Origin of the sequence: Pseudomonas lini (assembly GCF_001042905.1) — a bacterium.
In the GTDB taxonomy this organism is placed as follows: Bacteria; Pseudomonadota; Gammaproteobacteria; order Pseudomonadales; family Pseudomonadaceae; genus Aquipseudomonas; species Aquipseudomonas lini.
This window is the reverse complement of record NZ_JYLB01000002.1, coordinates 733,173-757,050: the sequence shown is the minus strand read 5'-3', so window position 1 is coordinate 757,050 and position 23,878 is coordinate 733,173. Positions and strand designations below refer to the sequence as shown.

General features: G+C 60.4%; 26 protein-coding genes and 1 riboswitch. Of the genes, 7 read left to right on the top strand and 19 right to left on the bottom strand.

The features are described 5' to 3' along the window. The first annotated feature begins 223 nt into the window (after positions 1-223). The gene (locus tag TU81_RS07940) at positions 224-706 is read left to right on the top strand and encodes a hypothetical protein (RefSeq protein WP_038979731.1); all 483 of its coding nucleotides are present in this window, start codon (positions 224-226) and stop codon (positions 704-706) included. A 146-nt stretch (positions 707-852) separates the two neighbouring features. Then, positions 853-2,121, top strand: a complete 1,269-nt coding sequence (locus TU81_RS07935; protein ID WP_038979729.1) for an OmpP1/FadL family transporter — start codon at positions 853-855, stop codon at positions 2,119-2,121. A gap of 89 nt (positions 2,122-2,210) precedes the next feature. On the opposite strand, the gene TU81_RS07930 is transcribed toward TU81_RS07935, so the two are convergent. The 14 genes from TU81_RS07930 to cobO form a co-directional block, all read right to left on the bottom strand. After that, positions 2,211-2,762, bottom strand: coding sequence for a glutathione peroxidase (locus tag TU81_RS07930; RefSeq protein WP_038979728.1), 552 nt, complete (start codon positions 2,760-2,762; stop codon positions 2,211-2,213). Positions 2,763-2,818: 56 nt separating this feature from the next. Continuing rightward, complete coding sequence (locus tag TU81_RS30925) at positions 2,819-2,941, bottom strand: hypothetical protein (RefSeq protein WP_267885916.1); 123 nt, start codon at positions 2,939-2,941, stop codon at positions 2,819-2,821. Further along, on the bottom strand, positions 2,938-4,146 hold the full coding sequence (locus TU81_RS07925; protein WP_038979727.1) for an MFS transporter: 1,209 nt from the start codon (positions 4,144-4,146) through the stop codon (positions 2,938-2,940). Before TU81_RS07925 ends, TU81_RS30925 begins: the two co-directional genes overlap by 4 nt. A 52-nt stretch (positions 4,147-4,198) precedes the next feature. Beyond that, positions 4,199-4,603, bottom strand: a complete 405-nt coding sequence (locus TU81_RS07920) for a MarR family winged helix-turn-helix transcriptional regulator (protein ID WP_048394362.1) — start codon at positions 4,601-4,603, stop codon at positions 4,199-4,201. Positions 4,604-4,745: 142 nt separating this feature from the next. Then, positions 4,746-5,480, bottom strand: a complete 735-nt coding sequence (locus TU81_RS07915; RefSeq protein ID WP_048394360.1) for an adenosylcobinamide-GDP ribazoletransferase — start codon at positions 5,478-5,480, stop codon at positions 4,746-4,748. 2 nt (positions 5,481-5,482) lie between these two features. Then, positions 5,483-6,058, bottom strand: coding sequence for an alpha-ribazole phosphatase family protein (gene cobC / locus TU81_RS07910; RefSeq protein ID WP_048394358.1), 576 nt, complete (start codon positions 6,056-6,058; stop codon positions 5,483-5,485). Continuing rightward, positions 6,055-7,110, bottom strand: a complete 1,056-nt coding sequence (gene cobT, locus TU81_RS07905) for a nicotinate-nucleotide--dimethylbenzimidazole phosphoribosyltransferase (protein WP_048394356.1) — start codon at positions 7,108-7,110, stop codon at positions 6,055-6,057. The genes cobC and cobT overlap by 4 nt, the downstream gene beginning before the upstream one ends. Then, entirely contained in the window at positions 7,107-7,628 is a 522-nt protein-coding gene (cobU, locus tag TU81_RS07900; RefSeq protein ID WP_048394354.1) for a bifunctional adenosylcobinamide kinase/adenosylcobinamide-phosphate guanylyltransferase, read from the bottom strand. The genes cobT and cobU overlap by 4 nt, the downstream gene beginning before the upstream one ends. A 121-nt stretch (positions 7,629-7,749) precedes the next feature. Continuing rightward, positions 7,750-9,210 (bottom strand): cobyric acid synthase, encoded by a 1,461-nt coding sequence (locus tag TU81_RS07895; protein ID WP_038980239.1) that lies wholly within the window; start codon positions 9,208-9,210, stop codon positions 7,750-7,752. A 29-nt stretch (positions 9,211-9,239) separates the two neighbouring features. Beyond that, positions 9,240-10,232, bottom strand: a complete 993-nt coding sequence (gene cobD, locus TU81_RS07890) for a threonine-phosphate decarboxylase CobD (protein WP_048394352.1) — start codon at positions 10,230-10,232, stop codon at positions 9,240-9,242. Beyond that, entirely contained in the window at positions 10,225-11,133 is a 909-nt protein-coding gene (cbiB, locus tag TU81_RS07885) for an adenosylcobinamide-phosphate synthase CbiB (RefSeq protein WP_038979718.1), read from the bottom strand. The genes cobD and cbiB overlap by 8 nt, the downstream gene beginning before the upstream one ends. Further along, complete coding sequence (bluB, locus tag TU81_RS07880) at positions 11,130-11,780, bottom strand: 5,6-dimethylbenzimidazole synthase (RefSeq protein WP_038979716.1); 651 nt, start codon at positions 11,778-11,780, stop codon at positions 11,130-11,132. The genes cbiB and bluB overlap by 4 nt, the downstream gene beginning before the upstream one ends. Then, positions 11,777-13,174, bottom strand: a complete 1,398-nt coding sequence (locus TU81_RS07875; RefSeq protein ID WP_048394349.1) for a cobyrinate a,c-diamide synthase — start codon at positions 13,172-13,174, stop codon at positions 11,777-11,779. The genes bluB and TU81_RS07875 overlap by 4 nt, the downstream gene beginning before the upstream one ends. Next, positions 13,171-13,782, bottom strand: coding sequence for a cob(I)yrinic acid a,c-diamide adenosyltransferase (gene cobO / locus TU81_RS07870; RefSeq protein ID WP_008071512.1), 612 nt, complete (start codon positions 13,780-13,782; stop codon positions 13,171-13,173). The genes TU81_RS07875 and cobO overlap by 4 nt, the downstream gene beginning before the upstream one ends. Positions 13,783-13,862: 80 nt before the next feature. After that, positions 13,863-14,096, bottom strand: a riboswitch (cobalamin riboswitch). 156 nt (positions 14,097-14,252) lie between these two features. Here cobO and TU81_RS07865 point away from each other — a divergent pair. After that, entirely contained in the window at positions 14,253-14,849 is a 597-nt protein-coding gene (locus TU81_RS07865) for a hypothetical protein (RefSeq protein WP_038979714.1), read from the top strand. A gap of 68 nt (positions 14,850-14,917) precedes the next feature. Then, positions 14,918-16,231 (top strand): PQQ-dependent sugar dehydrogenase, encoded by a 1,314-nt coding sequence (locus TU81_RS07860; RefSeq protein WP_048394347.1) that lies wholly within the window; start codon positions 14,918-14,920, stop codon positions 16,229-16,231. A 102-nt stretch (positions 16,232-16,333) separates the two neighbouring features. Here the strand turns inward: TU81_RS07860 and TU81_RS07855 are convergent, their stop codons facing one another. The 5 genes from TU81_RS07855 to TU81_RS07835 form a co-directional block, all read right to left on the bottom strand. Next, complete coding sequence (locus TU81_RS07855; RefSeq protein WP_038979712.1) at positions 16,334-16,870, bottom strand: C40 family peptidase; 537 nt, start codon at positions 16,868-16,870, stop codon at positions 16,334-16,336. A 166-nt stretch (positions 16,871-17,036) separates the two neighbouring features. Beyond that, positions 17,037-17,675: a C40 family peptidase gene (locus TU81_RS07850; protein WP_038979710.1), complete on the bottom strand. Its 639-nt coding sequence runs from the start codon at positions 17,673-17,675 to the stop codon at positions 17,037-17,039. A 227-nt stretch (positions 17,676-17,902) separates the two neighbouring features. After that, positions 17,903-18,607 (bottom strand): DnaA regulatory inactivator Hda, encoded by a 705-nt coding sequence (gene hda, locus TU81_RS07845; RefSeq protein WP_038979708.1) that lies wholly within the window; start codon positions 18,605-18,607, stop codon positions 17,903-17,905. Positions 18,608-18,837: 230 nt separating this feature from the next. Next, positions 18,838-19,911 carry an AI-2E family transporter gene (locus tag TU81_RS07840; protein ID WP_048394345.1) on the bottom strand — a complete coding sequence of 358 codons (1,074 nt, stop codon included), beginning with the start codon at positions 19,909-19,911 and terminating at the stop codon, positions 18,838-18,840. A 30-nt stretch (positions 19,912-19,941) separates the two neighbouring features. After that, positions 19,942-21,000, bottom strand: a complete 1,059-nt coding sequence (locus tag TU81_RS07835) for a DUF2066 domain-containing protein (protein ID WP_038979704.1) — start codon at positions 20,998-21,000, stop codon at positions 19,942-19,944. A 388-nt stretch (positions 21,001-21,388) separates the two neighbouring features. Here TU81_RS07835 and purM point away from each other — a divergent pair, with 388 nt between their 5' ends. The 3 genes from purM to TU81_RS07820 are packed head-to-tail and all read left to right on the top strand — an operon-like array spanning position 21,389 to position 23,819. Beyond that, positions 21,389-22,447, top strand: coding sequence for a phosphoribosylformylglycinamidine cyclo-ligase (gene purM / locus TU81_RS07830; RefSeq protein WP_010456810.1), 1,059 nt, complete (start codon positions 21,389-21,391; stop codon positions 22,445-22,447). Continuing rightward, entirely contained in the window at positions 22,447-23,097 is a 651-nt protein-coding gene (purN, locus tag TU81_RS07825) for a phosphoribosylglycinamide formyltransferase (protein WP_018925121.1), read from the top strand. The genes purM and purN overlap by 1 nt, the downstream gene beginning before the upstream one ends. Before the next feature lie 8 nt (positions 23,098-23,105). Further along, on the top strand, positions 23,106-23,819 hold the full coding sequence (locus tag TU81_RS07820) for a DUF3108 domain-containing protein (RefSeq protein ID WP_038979701.1): 714 nt from the start codon (positions 23,106-23,108) through the stop codon (positions 23,817-23,819). Positions 23,820-23,878: the final 59 nt, after the last annotated feature.

Here is a 23,878-nt window from a genome sequence, read left to right as displayed (position 1 = left end):
TTTATTGCCCGATATTTCTCATTTCGTGGCCTACGGCTAAGCACCAACCGATATAACGGTTATAACTCGAAGCCAGAAATATTTTAAAAACAGTCCTTTACAGCGAAATAATGACACTACACTTCAACTCAAGCGGCTTGATCCGCTTCCGGCGAGCCTGATTCGATCCATAGCTGCCAAGGCCCTTCAGGTATCGCCGACCACTTCATGTTTCGAGGGCTTTATGGGTATCGCTGCCAGCGAACTGTGCCGTTATGTGATCCGTCCGACATTGATCTACCTCGGACGCCATAGCGCAACTGCCGAATCCCTGCTGCTGGGCATTGCCGCCAGTCAGTCAGCCCTTGGGTCAGCCTTGCATGACCGCCGTGGACACGGCCTGTACCGAATCGCCGAGCCTCGCCACCAAGCCCTATGGGATCACTATTTGGCCCTGGACCCGGATCGGGCGAGCCTGGTCCGCGGCCTGGCCAGCCAACATGCTTTTCTTAGCGGGCCGCACCTGGAATTGACCGTCAACCTGCGTTACGCCACAGCCATCGCCTGGTTGCTGGTAGAAGAACAGAACACTCCCCTCCCCGCCTCCGACGACCTGTTGGGAATGGCCCGAATCTGGCGCCAGACTTTCCAGCCCCAAGGTCGTTTGCGAGATTTCACCTACGCCTGGCAAACCTGTGTTTCATCGTTGAATCAGGTCGCCTGCTGAACCACCCGTTTCCGAAGATCGCACAACTTGTCGCGATTTTGGTCGGATTGTCCTACAAAACCGCTCTAAATCAAGCGTTACAGGCTATAGCGCCCGGACGAAAATGTTGGTAATTTTCGCCCCGGTGATCACCAGGAGTTCTAATAATGAAAAAAGTAATGCTCAAAACCACCCTTAGCCTCGCCGCTGCCTTGGCATCCACCCAGATCTTCGCAAGTGGCTTTGCCCTTAACGAACAAAGCATCAGCGGGATGGGAACTGGTTTTGCCGGGCGATCTTCTTCTGCCGACGACGCATCCACCGTTTTTGGTAACCCTGCCGGCATGTCTCGCCTCAAGCGCGAACAAGTGACCGGTGGTGTTGCATTTATCGACGCGCACGCTGATATCAGTGATGCGAGCTCCAGCCCGAATAGTGGCACCAACAAAGGTGACATGGTCCCTTTCATGGGCGTGCCCATGGGCTACTACGTAAAGCCAATCGATGACCACTGGGCGTTCGGTTTCGGCGTCTACGCTCCATTCGGCCTGGTGACCGACTACGAGAACGGCTTCGCCGGCAAATACTTCGGCAGCAAGAGCGAAGTAAAAATCGTAACCCTGCAGCCAACCGTCAGCTATGCCTTCAACGACAAGGTGTCGATCGGTTTCGGTCCGACCATCAACCGCATTGACGGCACCTTGGAATCGAATCTGTCGCTGAACCCTCGCGCAGCGGACGGCAACGTCAAGATCAAGGGTGACGACACCGCGCTGGGTTACAACATCGGCATCATGGTTCAAGCCACCGACAGCACTCGCGTCGGCCTGACCTACCACTCGAAAGTGAAGTACAAGCTCGAGGGCGACACCAAGGTCAACTACAACCTCCTGGGGGCCCTTGGCCAGAACCCGAGCCAGAAGTACGACGCTTCGCTGGACATCACCACGCCTGAGTCGGTCGACTTCTCGGTTACTCACCAGCTGGACGACAAATGGACTCTCTACGCAGGCAGCACCTGGACTCGCTGGAGCCGCCTGAAAGAAATCTCCGTTGAGAACAGTGGCGTTCCTGCTGCTCTGAACAGTCGGTTTGGCACCATCACTGAAGAACAGAACTGGCATGACACCTGGGCTCACGCCATCGGCGCTTCGTACCAGTTGAACAAACAATGGGTCCTGCGTACCGGTCTGTCCGTCGACCAGGCACCAACCAACAACGAAGACCGTTCCCCACGCATTCCGACTGGCGATCGCAAGATTTTCAGCCTTGGCGCTGGCTGGAGCCCGACCGACGACCTGACCATCGACGTGGCGTACTCGTACCTGCGCGAAGAGTCGGTCAAGGTCAACAACAGCAACGGACGCCAGACCTACAACGCCAAGTATGAAAACTGGGCGAACGGTTTCGGTGTTGGCGCAACCTACCGTTTCTGATGATTCACGGCGAGCTTGACTACCTCGCCACCTGAATTGAAAAAGCCCCGCACTCTTATCCAGAGGCGGGGCTTTTTAGTGCGCGTCGATCAGGGTTTCGAAGCCAGGGCTTTCTCCACCGCCTCGATGAACTCGGGATTATCCGGCTTGGTCAGGCTGGAGAAATTGGCGATCACCTTGCCCTGGCGATCGACCACGTACTTGTAGAAATTCCACTTCGGTGAACTGCTTTGTTCAGCGAGAACCTTGAACAAATGCGTTGCATCATCGCCGCGGACTTTCTGTGGCTCGGTCATGGTGAAGGTCACGCCGTAGTTCACGTAACAGACCTTGGCAGTCTCTGCGCCATCTTTAGACTCTTGTTTGAAATCATTGGACGGAACACCAACCACCTCAAGCCCTTGATCCTTGTAACGCTGATACAGCGCCTCAAGGCCTTTGAACTGCGGGGCGAAGCCACAGAAGCTCGCGGTATTGACCACCACCAGCGGCTTGCCGGCGAATCGCTGGCACAGATCGATGGATTCCTTGGCACGCAGCTTGGGCAATGAGCCTTGTAACAATTCCGGGCATTCTGCCGCCTGGGCCAATCCGGTAAAAACCATCAACAACGCGGGAACTGCAAGCCAGCGCATCAGCATGTCAGTGCATCCTTGAACAATCGTCAGGAAACGAAATTACTCGCCTTCGGCGCTCGCTAGCAAGCACCCATGCCCAACTGCATCAATGCCAGGCCACCCTGACGCCAGCCCCACCACGCCAGAGCCAGCAGCAGTAAGCCGATGGCGATTACAGCCATCCGCGGCCAGAGACTGTTCATGCTGCACTCATCCGGGTTTGCAGACGCGCCACCGGCTGCTCGCGCACCGGCCAGTTCAGGGCTGCGGCCACCAGACTCAAGAGAATCGCCACCTGCCAGATCAAGTCGTAACTCCCGGTTCGGTCATACACCACCCCACCCAACCAGCCGCCGAGGAACGAGCCGAGCTGGTGGAAGAGGAAAACGATCCCACCGAGCATGGACAAATTTCGTACACCGAACAAGGTCGCCACCGTGCCGTTGGTCAAGGGCACCGTCGACAACCAGAGAAAACCCATGGCCATGCCGAACAAATAAGCCGTGACCTGAGTGACTGGTGCCCAGAGGAACAGCACAATCACCACCGCCCGCAACAGATACAGACCGGTGAGCAAACGCGGCTTGGACATCCGCCCGCCAAGCCAGCCAGCCGTATAAGTACCGAAGATATTGAACAACCCGATCAGCGCCAGCACCGTGGTGCCGACAGAGGCTGGCAAGTGTTGGTCCACCAGATAGGCCGGCAAGTGCACGCCGATGAACACCACCTGAAAACCGCAGACAAAAAAGCCGAACGCCAACAGCCAGAATCCTGAATGGGAACAGGCCTCGTGTAATGCTTCAGAGAGGGTTTGCTCGTGCCCGAGGACCGGCAGCGGCTTGTCCTTGAGCATGCTCACCAGTGGCACGATCAGCGCCACCACCAGGCCCAACACCAACAATGCCGCAGACCAGCCAAGCCAGCCGATCAGCCCCAGCGTGCCGGGCAACATGGCGAATTGACCGAAAGAACCGGCGGCGCTGGCGATCCCCATGCCCATGCTGCGTTTTTCCGGCGGCACGGCCCGGCCGACCACGCCGAGGATCACCGAGAACGAGGTGCCGGACAGGCCGATGCCGATCAACAGCCCGGCGCTCAAGGACAAGGTCACCGCAGAATCGGACAATCCCATGAACACCAGACCCAAGGCGTACAGAACACCACCAATCAACACCACCTTCGCGGCGCCAAAGCGGTCGGCAAGGGCACCGGTGAACGGCTGCGCCAGGCCCCAGATCAGGTTCTGCAAAGCGATGGCGAAGGCAAACACTTCGCGGCCCCAGCCGAACTCGGCACTCATGGGCGCCAGAAACAGCCCGAAGCCGTGTCGCACACCCAGGGACAACGCCAGAATCAGCGCACTCCCCAACAGAACCCAACCGCATGTACGCCACATTGATGTCATTCTTGTTCTCCGGTAGCGGGTATATACCCGCTTAAGATCGAACAAACGGGCCTCAAGCCAGTTCGTCCAGCAGTTTCAGCAAGGTTTCACGCTTCTCGGCACCCAGACGGTCGATTAACCGCTGCTGCGCCGCTTCCCAGGCCGGCAACGCCGCTGCCAGACGTTCGCGCCCTGTCTCGGTGAGCAGGACGATGCGATTGCGCATGTCCTCACCCTCAACCAGCGTCACCAGACCTTCGCCTTCCAGCACTCGCAGATTGCGCCCGAGGGTGCTGCGATCCAGGCCCATGGCTTCGGCCAGCGACGAGATGCTCGGCTGATCCAGACGCTGCAGATTGCACAGCAGAGAATACTGGGCAACGTTGATCCCGAAGCCGTCGAGGGCGCCGTCGTAATGCCTGCTGACGCCACGAGCGGCGCGACGCAGGTTGGTACACAAACATTGAGAAGGAAGCATAGTGCGTGTATATACCCGCGGTTAAATGAAAGCAAATTTTTCGACACATATACCCTGTAGGAGCGAGGCTTGCCCGCGAAGGCGGTGTGTCAGTCGATATCAATGTTGACTGTGCCGCCGCCTTCGCGGGCAAGCCTCGCTCCTACAAGATCAATGCAAGCCCCACCAGCACCGCCACCTCCAGCAATTCCAGCAACGCCCCCGCCGTATCGCCCGTTGTCCCGCCCAATCGTCGCACCATCACTTGCCGCAACCAGACAAATAACACCGCCGCCAACACAAGCGCCCATACGCCGCTGAGGCCAGCCATCAGCACACAGGCCACGGCACTGATCGCCAACACCTGCTTTCCGGCCAAACGCGGCAGATGATCGGCCAGCGCCTGCCCCAACCCACCCGGACGCACGTAAGACGTGGTGAGGAATAACCCCAGTAACGCGCTACGACTAATCAGTGGAACGATGATCAGGACCACGCTGTGCTGCTGCTCGATCAACGCCAGCAACGCAGCGAACTTGAGCAGCAACACCAGCACCAGCGTCACCACGGCAATCGGCCCGCTGCGCGGGTCTTTCATGATGGTCAGGGTGCGCTCACGGTCGCCGTAACCCCCGAGCCACGCATCGGCGCTATCGGCCAAGCCATCCAGGTGCAACGCGCCGCTGAGTACGACCCAAACACTCAGCAGCAGCGCGGCATGAAGCAATAATGGCGTGCCCAGCAATAGCCAGTTCAGCCCCCACAGAATCGCGCCGAACAGCAAACCGACCAGCGGATAAAACAGCAATGACCGGCCCAGCTCCTCAGGCGTCGGCATGCCTGGCAGGCGAATCGGCAGGCTGCTCAAAAATTGCAGGGCGATCCAGAACGGCAACATGGTCAGATCGCTTCCCTTAACAAGACGCCGGACTCAACCGACAACGAGAACAGCGCGCCATGGCCAACTTCAACGTTGAGCAACTGTTCACGCGGCAATCCACGCGCTTGAGCCAGCAACAAACGCATGACACCGCCATGGCTGATCAGCAAGATTCGCTCACCCGCATGGACCGCGTGCAGCCGTTCGATGGCCGCCAACACTCGCGCAGAGAAGTCCACCACCGGCTCACCGTCTGGCGGCGTGAACGAATAGGGATCGGCCCAGAACAAACCCAACGCCTCGGCGCTGGTTTCCATCAGCGCCGCCGCGCTCTGCCCTTCCCAGGCGCCGAAGTGCAGCTCTTGCAGATCCTTATCCAGCTGCACCGGCAAACCCAGTTGCGCCCCAAGCTCTTCAGCAAAACGCGCGCAACGCTGCAACGGCGAACTGACCAGTCGATCCCAGGGTCCCTGTTCGATCACCGCGGCGCGCATCTGCTCCCAGCCCTTGCCGGTCAGTGCATCGTCGAGGCTGCCGCGCAAACCGCCGCCGAGCTCGGTTTCGCCATGGCGCAACAGGTCCAGGCGCAAGGTCATGCCGGACGATCCGCCACCGCGGCTTCGGCGAACGTCGCCATTTGCCCGTGCAGGTCGCAGGCCAGACGCAACAATGGCACGGCCAATGCCGCACCACTGCCCTCGCCCAACCGCAGACCGAGGTCCAGCAACGGTTCGGCGTGCAGGGTTTCGAGCACATGGCGATGACCCGGCTCGGCGCCGCGATGACCGAACAGCAACCACTCACGGCAGGCCGGATTCAAACGCACCGCCACCAACGCAGCAACACTGCAAATAAACCCGTCGACCAACACCGCGACACCTTCCTGAGCACAGGCCAGGTACGCGCCGACCAGCGCAGCAATTTCGAAACCGCCGAGGTTGAACAAGGTCTGCAGTGCATCGCCACGCTGAGCGCCGTGCAACGCCAAGGCACGCTCGATGACCTGGGCTTTATGGCTGACACCTGCCGCGTTCAATCCGGTGCCCGGTCCGGCCAGATGCACCACCGGGCAATCGAGCAACGCACACGCCAACGCGCTGGCCGCGGTGGTGTTGCCGATGCCCATTTCGCCACCGATGAACAACTGCGCGCCGGCCGCGATGGCGCGCAGCACACTGTCGCGACCGGCCTGCAAGGCGAGTTCGCCCTGGGCCTGAGTCATTGCCGGCCCCTGGACAAAATTCGCCGTGCCCGGACCGATGTTCAGGTGACGCACACCCGGCAGATTCAACGACGGCGTGACGGTGCCGAGGTCGACCACTTCCAGGGAAGCCCCCAACTGCCGTGCCAACACGCTGATCGCCGCGCCGCCGCTGACAAAGTTGTGCAGCATCTGCCCGGTGACTTCCTGCGGAAACGCCGACACTCCTTCAGCAACCACACCATGGTCACCGGCAAAAATCGCAATCCACAGCTGATCGAGCGTCGGCTTGACCTGCCCCTGCAACCCGGCCAGTTGCACCGCCACCGACTCGAGCTGGCCGAGAGAGCCGGCAGGCTTGGTCAGTTGCTGTTGACGCGCCTGCGCCTGATCGACCGCTTGCGCGTCGATTGGCTTGCACGGGTTCAGCCACCAGGAGTGAGTCATAACGCAGTTCCTTTCAAAGTCAGGGGCAGGCCGGCGACGGTCAGGACGACTCGCTGACAGCGCTCGGCCAAGGCTTGATGCAGCCAACCGGCTTCATCGACATAGCGGCGAGTCAATTCGCCCAGCGGTACGACACCCATCCCGGTCTCGTTGCTGACAAAAATGATTTCACCCGGCAACGATGCCAGGCAGTCCAGCAGCGCTTCGCGTTCGGCCGACAGGCGCTCGGCGTTGTCGAGCATCAGTAGATTGGTCAACCACAGCGTCAGGCAATCCACCAGCAAGCAACGATCGGCACTGGCGTTTTCGCGCAGCACGCGGGCCAGCTCCAGCGGCTCTTCGATCAATGCCCACTCGGCTGGACGACGGGCGCGGTGATGGGCGACCCGTTCGTTCATTTCACCGTCCAGGGGTTGGCTGGTGGCGATGTAGGTGACCTGGAGTTGACTGTCTGTCGCCAGTTTTTCAGCCAGGCGACTTTTGCCTGAGCGGGCGCCGCCGAGGATCAGTTGCAGCATGGTTTATTCCTTAGATGTGCGGTGTCGGGGCGGGCCTCTTCGCGGGCAAGCCTCGCTCCTACAGTTGACCGCGTTCCAATGTGGGAGCGGGCTTGCTCGCGAAGAGGCCGGCACATTCACCCTAAAAACCACAGAGTTCACGCAGCAACGAAGTATCCAGATGCTTCTCCACCAGATCCGCCAACCGCTCGATATCGCGCTCGCGCAAGGCGTGGTAATCCACTTCCTGCACATCCTGCAACCCGGCCCAGCGCAACAGCGCACTGCACGCCGCCGGCGACTCGAACAGGCCATGCAGGTACGTGCCGAAAATCTGTCCATCGACACTTTGCGCGCCATCGCAACGACCATCGTCCAGCTGCACCGCGGCGTTTTCCAGCGCCGGCCCGGTGGTCACGCCGGCATGAATTTCATAGCCGCTGACCTCCGCGTCCTCCAGCACCAGACGCCCACGCACATTGCGCAACTGCTTCTCTTCTTCGAGCTGCGTTTCGAACGCCAGCAAGCCCAAACCGGCACTGGAACCCGGCGCGCCTTCGAGGCCCAGCGGGTCGTGCACCTGCTCGCCGAGCATTTGCAGACCGCCGCAGATCCCCAGCACTTTTCCACCGTAACGCAAGTGCCGCGAGATAGCCGTGTCCCAACCGTTGGCCCGCAAGTACGCGAGGTCACTGCGCACGCTTTTCGAACCGGGAAGAATGATCAGGTCAGCCGGCGGAATCGCCTGACCGGGGCCGATGAATTGCAGGTCCACTTGCGGATGCAGGCGCAGCGGATCGAAATCGGTGTGGTTGCTGATGCGCGGCAGCACCGGCACCACCACGTTGAGCACTTGATCGGTCTTGTCGGTCTGACGCTGATCGAGACCGTCCTCGGCCTCAAGATGCAGGTCCATCACATACGGTAAAACGCCGATCACCGGTTTGCCGGTGCGCGCCTCCAGCCAATCCAGCCCCGGTTGCAGCAAGGCGATGTCGCCGCGAAAACGGTTGATGATGAAGCCTTTGACCCGTGCCTGCTCGCTGGGCGACAGCAGTTCCAGCGTACCGACCAAATGCGCGAAAACTCCGCCGCGATTGATGTCGGCAATCAGCACGACCGGGCAGTCCACCGCCTCGGCAAACCCCATGTTGGCGATGTCGCCGGCGCGCAGGTTGATCTCTGCCGGCGAACCCGCACCTTCGACCATCACCACCGGATACGCCGCGCTCAAGCGTTCATGAGAAGCCAGCACCGCTTGCATCGCGATGGCCTTGTAGTCGTGATAGGCGACGGCATTCATGGTGGTGACCGCGCGCCCATGAATGATCACTTGAGCGCCGGTATCGCTATTGGGTTTGAGCAGCACCGGGTTCATGTCGGTGTGCGGTTCAAGGTTGGCGGCCTGGGCCTGCACTGCTTGAGCACGGCCAATCTCGCCACCGTCGGCGGTTACCGCGCTATTGAGGGCCATGTTCTGCGGCTTGAACGGCACGACGCTGACGCCCTGGCGCGTGACCCAGCGACACAGCGCCGTCACCAGCGTGCTTTTACCGGCGTCGGACGTGGTGCCCTGCACCATCAAAGTCGTGCCCTGCACCATCAAAGTCGCGCCTTGCACCATCAACGTAGTCATTGCGCTTCCTTAACGTAGGCTTCAAGCGCTTGCTCGAGACGCAGCCAATCCGCTTCATCGGCGGGCAAGCCAAACCGTACGCTGCTGGTGTGGGTGAACAACCGCAGCAGAATGCCGCGTCGGGCCATGAATTCATGCAGCGCTTCGGCACGCTCGGTGATCAGCCATTGGAACAATGCGCAGCCGCCCTGAGGCTTGAAACCATACTGTTCAAGCAGCAACGCCAGACGCTCGCCGGCCTCGTCAGTACGAATGCGCTGTCGAGTGTGCCCGTCCGTATCCGTCAGGCACGCCTGACCCAGCACTCGGGTCGGACCGCTGACCGCCCAAGGCCCGACCTGTTCGGCCAGCAGCTTGAGCAACTTGCGCTCGGCCAATACAAAACCCAACCGCACACCGGCCAGACCGAAAAATTTGCCGAAGGAACGCAGCACGATCAAGCCAATCTGATTGGCGAACGGCGCCAGACTCAAATGCGGGGTGTTGTCCATGAACGCCTCGTCCACGACTAGCCAGCCACCGCGCTGGGCCAGCCGCGAATGCCAGTCCAGCAGGCGAGCCGGGGTCAGGCTCAACCCCGTGGGATTGTTCGGATTGACCACCACCAGCACATCGAGGCTGTCGAGAAAGAAATCGACTTCCGACTCAAGCACTTCACGCACGATGTAACCATTGCGACGCCAGGCTTCGGCGTGTTCGGCGTAACACGGCGACAGCACGCCGACTTTGCCGGCCCGGCGCAAACGCGGCAGCAACTGGATCGCCATTTGCGAACCGGCCACCGGCAACACTTGGGCCGCACCGTAATAGTCGCAGGCAGCCTGCTCCAGACCGTCATCAGTTTCCGGCAACCGCGCCCAGGCCCGCAGCGGGATGTCCGGGACCGGGAATGGCCAGGGCGCGAGACCACTGGACAGGTCGAGCCAATCGGCTTCGGCAATGCCGTATTCAAGCGCCGCCTTGCGCAAGCGGCCACCGTGCTCAAGCATAGAATTCAGCCCCTACGCAGAGAATCAGCAGCCATAACCATACCCCGCGCTGGACCAATTGCCAGCCACGGTCGATGGAATCGGCATCCGCCGGCACACCTTCGCCCAATGGCGGACGCTGATGCAGTTCACCGTGATAGATCGCCGCCCCGCCCAACTCGACGCCCAGCGCGCCGGCACCGGCCGCCATCACCGGCCCGGCATTCGGGCTATCCCAGGTCGGGCCCTGGGTACGCCAGCACTTCAACGCCAGTCGGGTTTTGCCCAGCAGCGCGTAGGTCAACGCCACCAAGCGTGCGGGAATGTAGTTCAGAACATCATCGATCTTCGCCGCCGCCCAACCGAAACGTTCGAAGCGTTCGTTGCGATAACCCCACATCGCATCGAGAGTGTTGCTCAGGCGATAAAGCACCACGCCGGGCGCACCCGCCACGGCAAACCAGAACAGCGCGGCGAACACCGCATCGCTGCCGTTCTCCAGCACCGACTCGGTGGCGGCGCGGGCGACTTCGGTTTCATCCAGTTCACTGGTCTGACGGCTGACCAGATAACCAACGCGTTTGCGCGCCTCGATCAGATCATCACTACGCAGGGCCTTGGCCACCGGCTCAACGTGCTCACCAAGGCTGCGCATACCAAGGGCGCAATAGAGCACGAGAATCTCGACGATCCAGCCAACGTAAGGCGCCCAGGAAAGTGCGGTGGCCAGCAAGGTTAGCGGCACGACCGCCATCACCCAGGCCGTAACCCCGTGACTGCGCCAACCGCGGCCGCCGGAGTTGAAACGTTGCTCGATGCGATCGGCAAAACGACCGAACGCCACCAGCGGATGCCAGCGTTTGGGTTCACCCAGCAGCGCATCCAGCGCGACCGCGGCGACACTCAACAACGCCACACTCATTGACTCACTCCCCAATAATTTTCATACAGCAACTCGCTGAGTGGACGCGCCTGCGCCCAGCCTTCGAGTACCAACATCGGCGCCGGATAGAATTCCTTGACCGGCCCCAGGCAAAGAACAGCCAAAGGCTTGGCCCCGGTCGGTAAACCCAGCAAGTCCGCCAGCGCTTGCGGCTCGAACAGCGACACCCAGCCCATGCCCAGGCCTTCGGCGCGGGACGCGAGCCAAAGATTCTGGATGGCGCAGGACAGCGAGGCCATGTCCATTTCCGGCAATGTACGACGGCCGAAGATATGCCGCTCACGATCGTCCATCAGCGCGGCGACCAGCACCTCGGCGCAGTCGTTGATGCCTTCGACCTTGAGCTTCATGAATTCGTCGGAGCGCTCGCCGAGGGCTTCGGCGGTACGGATGCGCTCGTCTTCCACCAGTTGCTGAATCTTGCCGCGCAGTGCCCGGTCGCTGATGCGAATGAAACGCCAGGGCTGCATCAGGCCAACACTCGGGGCCTGATGCGCGGCTTCGAGCAGACGCCTCAGTAACTCGGGTTCGACGGTGCCGCCGCTGAAGTGCCGCATGTCACGGCGTTCGGCGATGGCTCGGTAGACGGCTGCGCGTTCGGCCTGGCTGAATGCGTTGTCCGTCATGGCCTCTTCGCGGGCAAGCCCGCTCCCACAGGGTTTTGGTGATCCAATGTGGGAGCGGCGGTGCGGCGATCCGACTTGCTCGCAAAGGCGGCCTCAAGGTCAGGCACAAACAGCGCCGCAATCGCCGATGGATTGGACGGAAAATAAAAATGCACATAGGACGCCGTCATCCGCCCCTCACGATAAACCGCCTCCGCCCCTCGCCCACCATTCGGGCTCAAACCTCTAGCAATCGGCTCAAGCTCGGTGCTGGTCAACGAGTGGTGATACGTGTGCCCGCGCAGTAAACCTTCCGGCAATTCGACCGCCTGCAAGGCCAACGCGGCAAGGCGCTTCTGCATCACCGCATCACCGGCCAGCAGGCCAACCAGTTCAGCGCGAGTGCCCTCGACATCGGTCAAGGAATCCAGCAGGTACAGCATGCCGCCACACTCGGCCAGCAACGGTTTGCCCGCTGCGTGGTGAGCGCGGATCGCGGTCAGCATCGGCGTGTTTTGTGATAACGCCACATGGTGCAATTCGGGGTAACCGCCCGGCAGATACAGGCTATCTGCTTCTGGCAATTCGGTGTCGCGGATCGGCGAGAAGAAAAACAATTCGGCGCCCATCGCCCGCAGCAGATCCAGGCTCGCGCCGTAGGTAAACGCGAAAGCTTCGTCCCGAGCCACGGCAATCCGCACACCGGCCAGCAACGGTTCGGCGGCGATCATTTCAGGCGCGGCGAATTCCACGGCCGGCGGTAGAGCCACATCGCAACTGCTGGCCAAGGAGTCGGCCGCCGCATCGAGACGCAGGTCGAGATCATTGAGCTCGCTGGCCTGAACCAGGCCCAGATGCCGACTCGGCAATTCGATCCCGGTCTCCCGGGACAACGCGCCGTACCAGCGCAAGCCTTCAGTCAGGCTGCCTTCGAGCAACTGCGCATGTCGCACGGTGCCGACCCGGTTGGCCAGCACACCGGCAAACGGCAAGTCCGGTTGATAACGCGCAAGACCCAGGGCCAGCGCGCCAAACGTCTGCGCCATGGCGGTGCCGTCGATCACGCCGAGCACCGGCACACCGAAGTGCCGCGCCAGATCGGCGCTGGACGGCGTACCGTCGAACAGCCCCATGACGCCTTCGATGAGGATCAGATCGGCTTCGCCTGCGGCCTCCCACAATAGACGTCGACTTTCCTGCTCGCCGACCATCCACATGTCGAGTTGATAAACCGGTGCGCCGCTGGCGCGCTCGAGAATCATCGGGTCGAGAAAGTCCGGGCCGCATTTGAACACGCGAACCTTGCGCCCCTGATTGCGATGCAAACGGGCAAGCGCGGCGGTGACGGTGGTCTTGCCCTGACCGGAGGCCGGCGCGGCGATCAGTACCGCCGAGCAATGACGGGGTTGAGTCACAGTTCGACGCCTTTTTGCGCTTTGATTCCAGCCTGGAAGGCGTGCTTGATCATGCCCATTTCAGTGACGGTGTCGGCCAGCTCGATCATCTCTGGTTTGGCGCCACGACCCGTGACCACCACGTGCTGCATCGGTGGACGGGCCTGCAAGTCGCTGAGCACCTGATCGAGATCGAGGTAGCCGTGCTTGAGGGCGATGTTCAACTCATCGAGCACCACGAGGCCAATGGCCGGATCACGCAGCAATTCGCGGGACACCGCCCACGCGGCTTCAGCGGCGGCGATGTCGCGCTGGCGGTCCTGGGTTTCCCAAGTGAAGCCCTCGCCCATCACATGAAAACGCACCTGCTCCGGGAAGCGCCGGAAGAACAGCTCCTCGCCGGTGCTGGTGCGCCCCTTGATGAACTGCACCACGCCGCACTGCATGCCGTGGCCCATTGACCGCGCAAGCATGCCGAACGCCGAGCTGCTCTTGCCCTTGCCGTTGCCGGACAGCACCAGCAGCAAACCGCATTCATTCGGGGAGTTGGCGATGCGTTCGTCGATCACCGCTTTTTTGCGCAGCATGCGCGCCAGATGGCGTTCGTCACGATCGGGAGTATCAGTCATGGGGAGCTCTCCGTTGAGGCTGGATAACGGCGGGCAGGCACAAGAATAGACGGCAAGAAGCCTGGCATCGCCCACCGTGATGCCGTTGGATGAATCAGGCCGGTCTCCGGGCTCATGAGCGGCGTGTTGCCTGACTGCGCGCCTTCCCATGTTGACATCAACACAGTGGCTCAAAGCGCAGTCTTCACTCATTTACCGTTGCGGGGGCAGCGCCGGGATCATGACGCTTCGTCGCTTGACGATAGCCACTCACCGGCTTCCCTGTTTCACTCTGTCGGCCATCGCCACAGAGCACCTGAAACAAGCCGCGAAGGTTAGAGGGTTGGGGGTGGAGCGTCAATTGAAGACAAAGCGTGGGCACTCGATATACTGCCGCCCATCAATTACCTGACACCAATCTTGCACCACACTGTCAGCAGTGATATCAAAGCGCCATAGAACCCAACAACACAATTACAAGGGTAAGCAACATGCAAGGCATGATCATCAGCAATCCGAAGCTGGAATTCCTGCGACCGGTGCTGGAACGCTGGTTTGACTGTATCGACCGCTACAACGCTGTGCGCGGCGATAACGACACACCTTATTGGTACGACGAAAAAGCCAACCTCGGCCTGCTCTCCGCCGCGGCCTGGATGGCAGAAATGGTCACCTTGCAACAAACGACGACGCGCAAGCAGAACGAAGAAGGCGAACGCAACGGCCGCGCCGACCTGTTTATCGCCACTCCCGAAGCCACCGCCGAACAACGCGCCTACCTTCAAGCCACTCAACGCTGGCCGCGGGTCAACAGCCTGAACCTGACTCAGGCACTACAGGACATCACCAGCGAGGCCAAGCGAATCAGCTACGCCAGCGACCTGAAACTCGGTTGCCTGTTCGTTGCGCCGCAAAAAGCTCAGCAGAGCGCTACACCGGAAGAACTGCAGGACATGCTCGACGACTTGCAGAAGGAACCCAGCTGCGCCGTGGCCTGGTATTTCCCTTACGCCTATCGCAAGTTGCGCAATGAAGCCGGCAACTACCATCCAGGGATCGCCGTATTACTCAAGGAAGCCCGCGGCTGACGGGTTGAACCATCAAGCGTCTACGCTTCTCTATGATTACGTCAATGCATTCATAGGGAAGATCAGTAATGCGCAAACCCCAGCTCGTTTTCATCATCGCGCTCGCCGGAGGGCTCGCCGCCTGTGGTGAAACCTCCAGCCTGCAAGTCTCGGATGGCACAGGCCCCTCGCCCAAGCTGCCAGAACCGAATAAAACCCTGATCCCGACGGTGAACATCGCCCCGGCGATCGGCTGGCCTGAAGGTAAGAAACCCGTCGCCGCGGCAGGGACTCAAGTGGCGGCGTTTGCCGAAGGCCTCGATCATCCGCGCTGGCTCTATGTGTTGCCTAACGGCGATGTGTTGGTGGCCGAAACCAACGCGCCGCCCAAACCCGATGATGGACAAGGCATTCGTGGCTGGGTCATGGGCAAAGTCATGGGCCGCGCCGGTGCTGGCGTCCCCAGCCCGAACCGCATCACTCTGCTGCGGGACAAGGACCACGACGGCGTCGCCGAAACCCGCACGGTGTTCCTGGAAAACCTCAATTCGCCCTTCGGCATGACCCTGGTCGGCAATGACCTGTACGTCGCCGACACTGATCGCCTGCTGCGCTTCCACTATGAAAACGGTGAGACCGCGATCAAGTCGCAGCCGATCAAGATAGTCGATTTGCCGGGCGGCACGCTGAATCATCACTGGACCAAAAACGTCATCGCCAGTAAGGATGGCAGCAAGCTGTACGTCACCGTGGGCTCGAACAGCAACGTCGGTGAAAACGGCATGGATCAGGAGGAAGGCCGCGCGGCAATCTGGGAAGTGGATCGCGCCACCGGCAATCACCGGATCTTCGCCTCGGGCATCCGTAATCCAAACGGTCTGGCCTGGGAGCCTCAGAGCGGCGCATTGTGGACCGCCGTCAACGAGCGTGACGAAATCGGCAGCGACCTGGTGCCGGACTACATCACGTCAGTGAAAGACGGCGGGTTCTACGGCTGGCCTTACAGCTATTACGGCCAACACGTCGACATTCGCGTCGAACCGCAAAAACCCGATCTGGTGGCCAAGGCCATTGCGCCAGACTACGCAGTGGGGCCACATACCGCGTCACTGGGCCTGACGTTCGCCGAAGGCGGCAAACTGCCTGCACCGTTCACTCAAGGTGCATTCATCGGCCAGCACGGCTCGTGGAACCGCAAGCCACACAGTGGCTACAAAGTGATTTTCGTGCCGTTCAGCGCCGGCAAACCGACCGGGCAGCCAGTGGATGTGCTCACTGGTTTCCTCAATGATGAGGAAAAAGCCATGGGCCGGCCGGTGGGTGTGGTGATCGATCAGCAGGGAGGTCTGCTGGTGGCGGATGACGTAGGGAACAAGGTGTGGCGCGTGTCCGCGGCCAGGTAAACGTCAAAAGATCGCAGCCTTCGGCAGCTCTTACAGGGTGTACGTCATCCAACGTAGGAGCTGCCGCAGGCTGCGATCTTTTCCGGCAGACGCCTACATCCGCTACGGATTATGTGCCAGGTGCTCGGGCTGCAAGACGCGCTTGGCGCTCAGATAGGCTTTCTGCCAGTAAGCCTTGGACAAGCTGTCCAGCTTGACCGTGCCGCCCGTGGCTGGCGCGTGGACGAAGCGGCCTTCGCCGACGTAGATCCCGGCGTGGCTGACCTGGGAGCCGCCATTGGTGGCGAAGAAAATCAGGTCACCGGTTTGCAGGCCTTCCTTGCCGATATTGGGGGCCTGCATGCCGATCATCTCGCGGGTGGAGCGCGGCAAGGAAATGCCTGCGACATCGCGATACACATAACCGATCAGACCGCTGCAATCGAACCCGGAATCCGGCGTGTTGCCGCCCCAGCGATAAGGCGTTCCCACCAGACCCAGCGCACGAAACAGCACGTCTTCTGCCGCAGGGGAAAAGGCTTGGGAAGGACCAAAAACAATCGGAGCGCGAACCACCGGCGCAGGTGGCGGTGTGCGGCTGGCGCAGGCGCTGAGCAGTGCTGCGAAGAACATGAGTGCGAGGCGGGCCGACATCGTCATAAACAGAACATCCTGATCTGGCTGCGGCTTTTTTCTGCCACAAAGACAGAAAAGAAAACCGCCTGCGCAGAACGCAGGCGGTTTGCCATCAATAATAGATCAGGATTCTAGCGGCTACGCGGCAAACTTCAAGTAAGACTTTAACTTCGCCTTACAAACTGTCCGCTTACTTGCGCGCCGTGACGATAGCCGGGGCCGCAGCAGGCGCCATCGCGAGTGCGCGCTTGGCTTCGATGAAGGTCTTGCTCCAGTAGCTGTCGCCCAGACTATCGATCCGGACACCACCGCTTTTGCGGCTGCTGGAATGGATGAACTGGTTGTCCCCCAAGTAGATCCCGGCGTGACTGACACGACCGCGACGGCCATTGGTGGCGAAGAACAGCAGGTCACCCGGTTTGAGGGCGCTGCGAGCAACCAGAGGAGCATCAACGTTGATCATTTCGCGAGTGGAGCGCGGCAGGTTCATGCCGGCCTCTTCACGAAACAGATAACCGATGAAGCCGCTGCAGTCGAAACCAGCCTCGGAGGTGCCGCCGAAACGGTAACGGGTACCGATCAGGGACATGCCACGTTCGAGGATGCTGTCGGCCAGAACCGGAAGCTGGTACGACTTGCCGCCGGCGAAGTCTGCCAGTTCTTTATCATTGACCAGCTCTTCCTGGAAAAGAACGGAAGAAGATTGCGCGGTAACTGAATTTGAAACCTGCTGTTTTGGCTCTTGCTGGGGCACTGGAGAGTGAGCAGCGCAACCGAACAACAGGGTGACGAGTGCGAGAGGCACGAGGGGTGCGAAGCGCTTTAGCATGGGCACGACCGTGGCTGATAGTTATAAAAGAAGCCGCGACTATGCCCGCTATCAACCTCATTTGCAAATTCAATCGATCTTTATGTGACTTCTCGGTTTCTCGTTTACATCTAAGCGCTTAAGCCCATTTTGAACCTTTGCGCAGCCTGCCCTCTTGCAGGAAAGCGGATTTGTTGACGCCTGGAATATGCCGAAACCCGTGTAAAACCTGGGCTTGATCAGGTTTTTCACCAACCAAGGGTTTCTTTCAAAAACGGGATTGTCAGCTTGCGCTGAGCTTGAAGGGAGGCCTGATCGAGGCGCTCAAGCAACTCGAAAAGCGCACTCATGCTGCGGGTGCCACGGGTCAGAATAAAATGCCCGACCTCGTCGGTCAGGTGCAGGCCACGACGGGATGCGCGCAACTGCAAGGCACGCAATTTGTCTTCGTCAGAGAGTGGGCGCATCTGGAAGATGAGTGCCAGCGTCAGCCGCGACTTGAGATCCGCCAGTTTCACCGGCAGTTCACGCGGAGACGTCGAGGCGGCGATCAACAGACGCCGACCGCTGTCACGCAAGCGATTGAATAGATGGAACAGCGCCTCTTCCCAATCTGCCTTGCCGGCGACTGCCTGCAAATCGTCCAGGCAGACCAGTTCGTATTGTTCGAGGTTATCGAGGATTTCGATGCCGCGGTCCAGCAACTCGGCCAACGGCAAGTACACCGCACGCTCCCCCAGTTGCTCGAAACGCAAACATGCCGCCTGCAACAAATGCGTGCGCCCTACCCCGTCCTTGCCCCAGAGGTAAATCAGGCTTTCCGTCCAGCCGGCGTCGGCTTCGCAGAGCCGCTCGACATAGCCGAGTGCAGCGGCATTGGCGCCTGGGTAGTAATTGATAAAGGTAGCGTCATCACGCAGACGCACACCTAGGGGCAGCTGAATCGGTTTCATGCTGACTGAACAGTTCCAAAGGAACCGTTAGTGGCCTCTGTGTAAAGTTTGCGAAGTTTATACCCGTGAGGCTGACCGCACAATGCGACAGACCACAAGCAAAATCAAAGGTTTGCGTTAACACACTGGTTTTATGACAGATTCTTTGGCGGCGCATGTGACAGCCACGCGAGCGATACGGGCAAACCTGGCACGAAACCAGGCTGCCCGCCATGAGCGATCAAAAACCCTTACAGCGTGGATTCGTCGACACCGCCGTAGATATCCGAATCCTTATACAAATCATGTATATGACGCACCAGGACCATAATCACCGCCGCCACTGGCAACGCCAGCAGCACGCCGGTAAAACCAAACAGCTCGCCGCCAGCCAGGATGGCGAAGATAACCGCCACCGGATGCAGGCCGATCCGGTCGCCCACCAGCAACGGCGTCAGCACCATACCTTCCAGCGCCTGGCCGACCATGAACACCGCGACAATACCGATCATGGGATACAGATCGCCACCGAACTGGAACAGACCGGCAATCAATGCCGCACCAATCCCGATGACGAATCCCATGTACGGCACGATCGCCGCCAGACCAGCAATCAGACCGATCAACAGCCCCAGCTCCAGCCCGACGATCATCAAACCTGCGGCGTAGATCACGCCGAGCGCCAGCATCACCAGCAACTGACCGCGCACGAACGCGCCAAGCACTTCGTGGCATTCTCCCGCCAGAGACATGACGCGCTCTTCACGATCACGTGGCAGCAGGCTACGGATCTTGGCCATCATCAGATCCCAGTCGCGCAGCAGATAAAAACTCACCACCGGAATCAGCACCAGATTAGCCAGCCAGCCGATCAACGCAAGGCCTGAAGCCGTCGCCTGACTCAGCACCACGCCGACCACATCGGTGGTCTGGCCCATGTGCTCGCTGAACGCCGCCTTGAGCTTGTCGAACTTCCAGAAGCCGTCCGACAACCCCATCTTCGATTGCGCCCACGGCACGGCGGTGTGCTGCAACCAGTCGAGCATCTGCGGCGCCAGTTCATACAAGCGGAACATCTGCTTGGCGAGCATCGGCACCAACACCAACAGCAACGCGGTGACGATCAACGTGAACAAGGCGAACACCGCCACCACGCCCCAGGTCCGTGACAGACCGTACTTCTCCAGCCGATCCACCAGCGGGTCGAACAGATAAGCCAGTAACAGTGCCACCAGGAACGGCGTCAGGATCGGGTGCAACAGGTAAACAAACGCGCAAAGCAGGACCACCCCACCGAGCCAGAACCAACGCCGTGTATCGGCCATGTACAACTCCTGCTTCTATATAAAGAAAAACTACCAGCGAAAACGTAACTGCGGCGTCGGTGCCGGGGCCGGCGCTGCGACCGGTGTCGAGCCAGCCGCCACGGGTTGAACAGGCGCAGTGGGGGTCGGCGCCTCACCGGCCGGAATTTCTTGCAACCTGGCCAAAGACAACTGCGCCCGCAGCTGATCGGGGCTGCCGTTGACCCGATAAAGCACGCGGTCGCCGTCGACACTTTGCAGGCGTGCACCAAAAGGCTCCAGCAAACGCCCGAGCGTCGCATAACGCTCCAGACTCATCCCCTGCACTTCCAGCAATTGCTCGCTCGACGCGCCCGGTTTGGCGGCAAAACGCGGCGCCAGGCGTTGACTGACCGCCAGCATCACCGCATCGGCCAGCGCGGCGGTATCCGCGCCCTGCACGCTACCCGCTTCTTTCTGATCGCCCAGCCACAAACGCCACTTGGCTTGCCATTGGCCACCCTCTTCACGGGCATGCACCGCCAGCAAGGCGTCGGCATTGTAGCGGTCGGATGCGCCCCGCAGTGGTGCCGGGTCCGCACTTTCCAGATTCGGCGCTGTGGCGACAATTTGCTCGTTCAGGTCTGCCAGCGGCAAACGCAGCGGCAGCCCACGATGTTGCGCCGCTCGAAGCAGTGGCGTGGCACTGGCCTGGCCATCACCGACCAGGCTCGAACCTTCAGTGGAATCGCTCAACCACCAACCGAGAATCGACGGCCGGTTGCTGCCCCACATGGCCAACCCGGCACGCCGCAACGCCTGTTCGGTGGTGGCCGGATCGAAATCGACTTTCAGCACTTGCGGCGGCCCGGCCTCATAACCGAACTGACTGATGATTTGCTGAGGGTCTTTGCGCACGGTCGCCAGACCCGGGCTCTGCGCCGCCTTGGGGTCGCCGGTCAGGCGCAACACCAACGTATCCAGCGCTCGCTGAGTCGCCTGATCGCGCTCCTCCGGCGTCTGGCTGCTGACGGGTTCGCGCACTTGATAGAGGCCTTTGACGGTTTCGGCATGGCCGGTCAGGCTGACCATGGATAAACAGCCCACGAACAAGAATTTAAGAAAACGCATAAAAAGATTCCTGACGACAAGAGCGGCTGGAACAGACCGCGTGAAGATGATTGAACCAAGGGTCTGTTGACCACACGTTCAAGCAAAACATTCACCCGATCCCGGTAAGTTTTCGCACTGTCATAACGATAGACGGTTAACGTCGATACCTTATACAGCCATCCGGGACGCCACCAACACGGGCAATATCGGTTTTTTTAACGCGATATGCCTCTGCCCGTCGGCACGAGGATGGCCGCTGCCCCTCAAGCCTGATAAAATCGCGCGCCTTCGCAGACCGGCAACAGCCGGGCACCCTGAAATTCGCGGATGGCACTCGCCTTCGTTTGTTTCGGCGGTCCCACTGGACTCGGTCGTTACCCCTGAATCCCCCCTAAAGGCCTGGATCATGAGCAAGCAACCCTCCCTGAGCTACAAGGACGCCGGTGTAGACATCGACGCCGGTGAAGCATTGGTCGAACGCATCAAGAGCGTCGCCAAGCGCACTGCGCGCCCGGAAGTCATGGGCGGCCTGGGCGGTTTCGGCGCCCTCTGCGAGATCCCGGCCGGTTACAAACAACCGGTGCTGGTATCGGGCACTGACGGCGTCGGCACCAAGCTGCGCCTGGCGCTGAACCTGAACAAGCACGACAGCATCGGCATCGACCTGGTGGCCATGTGCGTGAACGACCTGGTGGTCTGCGGCGCCGAGCCGCTGTTCTTCCTCGACTACTACGCCACCGGCAAACTGAACGTCGAAACCGCGACCCAGGTCGTGACCGGCATTGGCGCTGGCTGTGAACTGTCCGGCTGCTCCCTGGTCGGCGGCGAAACCGCTGAAATGCCTGGCATGTACGAAGGCGAAGACTACGACCTGGCCGGCTTCTGCGTCGGTGTCGTGGAAAAGTCCGAAATCATCGACGGTTCCAAAGTCGCTGCCGGCGATGCCCTGCTCGCCCTGCCGTCTTCCGGCCCGCACTCCAACGGCTACTCGCTGATCCGCAAGATCATCGAAGTGTCCGGTGCAGACATCGAAAACATCCAGCTCGACGGCAAACCACTGACCGACCTGCTGATGGCCCCGACCCGCATCTACGTGAAGCCGCTGCTCAAGCTGATCAAGGACACCGGCGCCGTCAAAGCCATGGCCCACATCACCGGTGGCGGCCTGCTGGACAACATCCCGCGCGTTCTGCCAAAAGGCGCACAAGCGGTGGTTGACGTTGCAAGCTGGACTCGCCCTGCCGTGTTCGACTGGCTGCAAGAGAAAGGCAACGTCGACGAAAACGAAATGCACCGCGTACTGAACTGCGGCGTCGGCATGGTTATCTGCGTCGCTCAAGAGCACGTTGAAACCGCGCTGAACGTGCTGCGTGAAGCCGGCGAGCAGCCTTGGGTCATCGGTCAGATCGCCACCGCTGCCGAAGGCGCGGCTCAGGTTGAACTGAAGAACCTCAAGGCTCATTGATGTCCCAGACCTGTGATGTGGTGGTGCTGTTGTCCGGCACTGGCAGTAACTTGCAGGCCTTGATCGACAGCACGCGGACCGGCGACAGCCCGGCCCGCATCGCTGCGGTGATCTCCAACCGCGCCGACGCCTACGGCCTGCAACGCGCCAGGGACGCGGGTATCGACACCCGCACCCTGGATCACAAGGCTTTCGAAGGTCGCGAGGCCTTCGATGCCGCGCTGATCGAACTGATCGACGCCTTCAACCCCAAACTCGTGGTACTGGCCGGTTTCATGCGCATTCTCAGCGCTGACTTCGTGCGCCACTATCAGGGTCGCCTGCTCAATATCCATCCTTCGCTGCTGCCCAAATACAAAGGGTTACACACTCATCAGCGCGCGCTGGAAGCCGGCGACACTGAACACGGCTGTTCCGTGCACTTCGTCACCGAGGAACTCGATGGCGGACCACTGGTCGTACAGGCAGTAATACCGGTAGAGTTGCACGATTCGCCGCAGAGTCTGGCGCAGCGAGTCCATACCCAGGAACACCTGATCTACCCGATGGCCGTACGCTGGTTTGCCGAAGGTCGTTTATCACTCGGTGAACAAGGTGCTTTACTGGACGGACAGTTACTCGCGGCCAGCGGCCACTTGATTCGAACCTAGGAGATTTTATGCGTCGCGCCCTGCTCTTCGCTTGCGCTCTGCTCGCCCTGCCGTTTGCGCAGGCCGCAGACCTTCAACCCTTCTCCGCCAGCTACACCGCCGACTGGAAGCAGCTGCCCATGAGCGGCACCGCCGAACGCAGCCTGACCAAGGGAGCCAACGGCGTCTGGAAACTCAGCTTCAAGGCGTCGATGATGATCGCCAGCCTGACTGAAGAAAGCACCCTGACTCTGGACAAGGACACGCTGCTGCCACAGTCCTACCACTTCGAACGTGGTGGCCTGGGCAAAGCCAAGAAGGCCGATCTGGACTTCGACTGGACCAACAAGATGGTCACCGGCACCGATCGCGGTGACGCCGTCAAGCTTCCGCTCAACCGCGGCATGGTCGACAAGTCCACCTATCAACTGGCGCTGCAGCATGACGTGGCCGCCGGCAAGAAAAGCATGAGCTATCAGGTCGTCGATGACGGCGAAGTCGATACCTATGACTTCCGCGTGCTGGGTTCGGAGAAAGTCGACACCAAGGCTGGCCAGATCGATGCGATCAAGGTCGAGCGCGTGCGCGATCCGACACAAAGCAAGCGCATCACCGTGCTGTGGTTCGCCAAGGATTGGGATTATTTGCTGGTCCGTCTGCAACAGGTCGAAACCGACGGCAAGGAGTACAACATCATGCTCCTCGACGGCACGGTCAACGGCAAGCCGGTCAAAGGCAGCTGATCCGCAACAACATGAAAGCCCCGCAAACGCGGGGCTTTTTTTCGTTTGTCATTTGGCTG

Coding starts and splice junctions, on each gene's coding strand:
- purM (WP_010456810.1), top strand. CDS start 21,389: ATGAGCAAGCAACCCTCCCTGAGCTACAAGGACGCCGGTGTAGACATC.
- cobT (WP_048394356.1), bottom strand. CDS start 7,110: ATGACTCACTCCTGGTGGCTGAACCCGTGCAAGCCAATCGACGCGCAA.
- cobD (WP_048394352.1), bottom strand. CDS start 10,232: ATGCTTGAGCACGGTGGCCGCTTGCGCAAGGCGGCGCTTGAATACGGC.
- TU81_RS07865 (WP_038979714.1), top strand. CDS start 14,253: ATGCAAGGCATGATCATCAGCAATCCGAAGCTGGAATTCCTGCGACCG.
- cobU (WP_048394354.1), bottom strand. CDS start 7,628: ATGCTGCAACTGATCCTCGGCGGCGCCCGCTCAGGCAAAAGTCGCCTG.
- TU81_RS07850 (WP_038979710.1), bottom strand. CDS start 17,675: ATGCTAAAGCGCTTCGCACCCCTCGTGCCTCTCGCACTCGTCACCCTG.
- TU81_RS07925 (WP_038979727.1), bottom strand. CDS start 4,146: ATGACATCAATGTGGCGTACATGCGGTTGGGTTCTGTTGGGGAGTGCG.
- TU81_RS30925 (WP_267885916.1), bottom strand. CDS start 2,941: ATGAACAGTCTCTGGCCGCGGATGGCTGTAATCGCCATCGGCTTACTG.
- cobO (WP_008071512.1), bottom strand. CDS start 13,782: ATGACTGATACTCCCGATCGTGACGAACGCCATCTGGCGCGCATGCTG.
- TU81_RS07840 (WP_048394345.1), bottom strand. CDS start 19,911: ATGGCCGATACACGGCGTTGGTTCTGGCTCGGTGGGGTGGTCCTGCTT.
- cobC (WP_048394358.1), bottom strand. CDS start 6,058: ATGACCTTGCGCCTGGACCTGTTGCGCCATGGCGAAACCGAGCTCGGC.
- TU81_RS07835 (WP_038979704.1), bottom strand. CDS start 21,000: ATGCGTTTTCTTAAATTCTTGTTCGTGGGCTGTTTATCCATGGTCAGC.
- TU81_RS07895 (WP_038980239.1), bottom strand. CDS start 9,210: ATGGTGCAGGGCACGACTTTGATGGTGCAGGGCACCACGTCCGACGCC.
- TU81_RS07930 (WP_038979728.1), bottom strand. CDS start 2,762: ATGCTGATGCGCTGGCTTGCAGTTCCCGCGTTGTTGATGGTTTTTACC.
- TU81_RS07920 (WP_048394362.1), bottom strand. CDS start 4,603: ATGCTTCCTTCTCAATGTTTGTGTACCAACCTGCGTCGCGCCGCTCGT.
- TU81_RS07940 (WP_038979731.1), top strand. CDS start 224: ATGGGTATCGCTGCCAGCGAACTGTGCCGTTATGTGATCCGTCCGACA.
- bluB (WP_038979716.1), bottom strand. CDS start 11,780: ATGACGGACAACGCATTCAGCCAGGCCGAACGCGCAGCCGTCTACCGA.
- TU81_RS07855 (WP_038979712.1), bottom strand. CDS start 16,870: ATGACGATGTCGGCCCGCCTCGCACTCATGTTCTTCGCAGCACTGCTC.
- TU81_RS07915 (WP_048394360.1), bottom strand. CDS start 5,480: ATGTTGCCGTTCTGGATCGCCCTGCAATTTTTGAGCAGCCTGCCGATT.
- TU81_RS07820 (WP_038979701.1), top strand. CDS start 23,106: ATGCGTCGCGCCCTGCTCTTCGCTTGCGCTCTGCTCGCCCTGCCGTTT.
- cbiB (WP_038979718.1), bottom strand. CDS start 11,133: ATGAGTGTGGCGTTGTTGAGTGTCGCCGCGGTCGCGCTGGATGCGCTG.
- TU81_RS07860 (WP_048394347.1), top strand. CDS start 14,918: ATGCGCAAACCCCAGCTCGTTTTCATCATCGCGCTCGCCGGAGGGCTC.
- hda (WP_038979708.1), bottom strand. CDS start 18,607: ATGAAACCGATTCAGCTGCCCCTAGGTGTGCGTCTGCGTGATGACGCT.
- TU81_RS07935 (WP_038979729.1), top strand. CDS start 853: ATGAAAAAAGTAATGCTCAAAACCACCCTTAGCCTCGCCGCTGCCTTG.
- purN (WP_018925121.1), top strand. CDS start 22,447: ATGTCCCAGACCTGTGATGTGGTGGTGCTGTTGTCCGGCACTGGCAGT.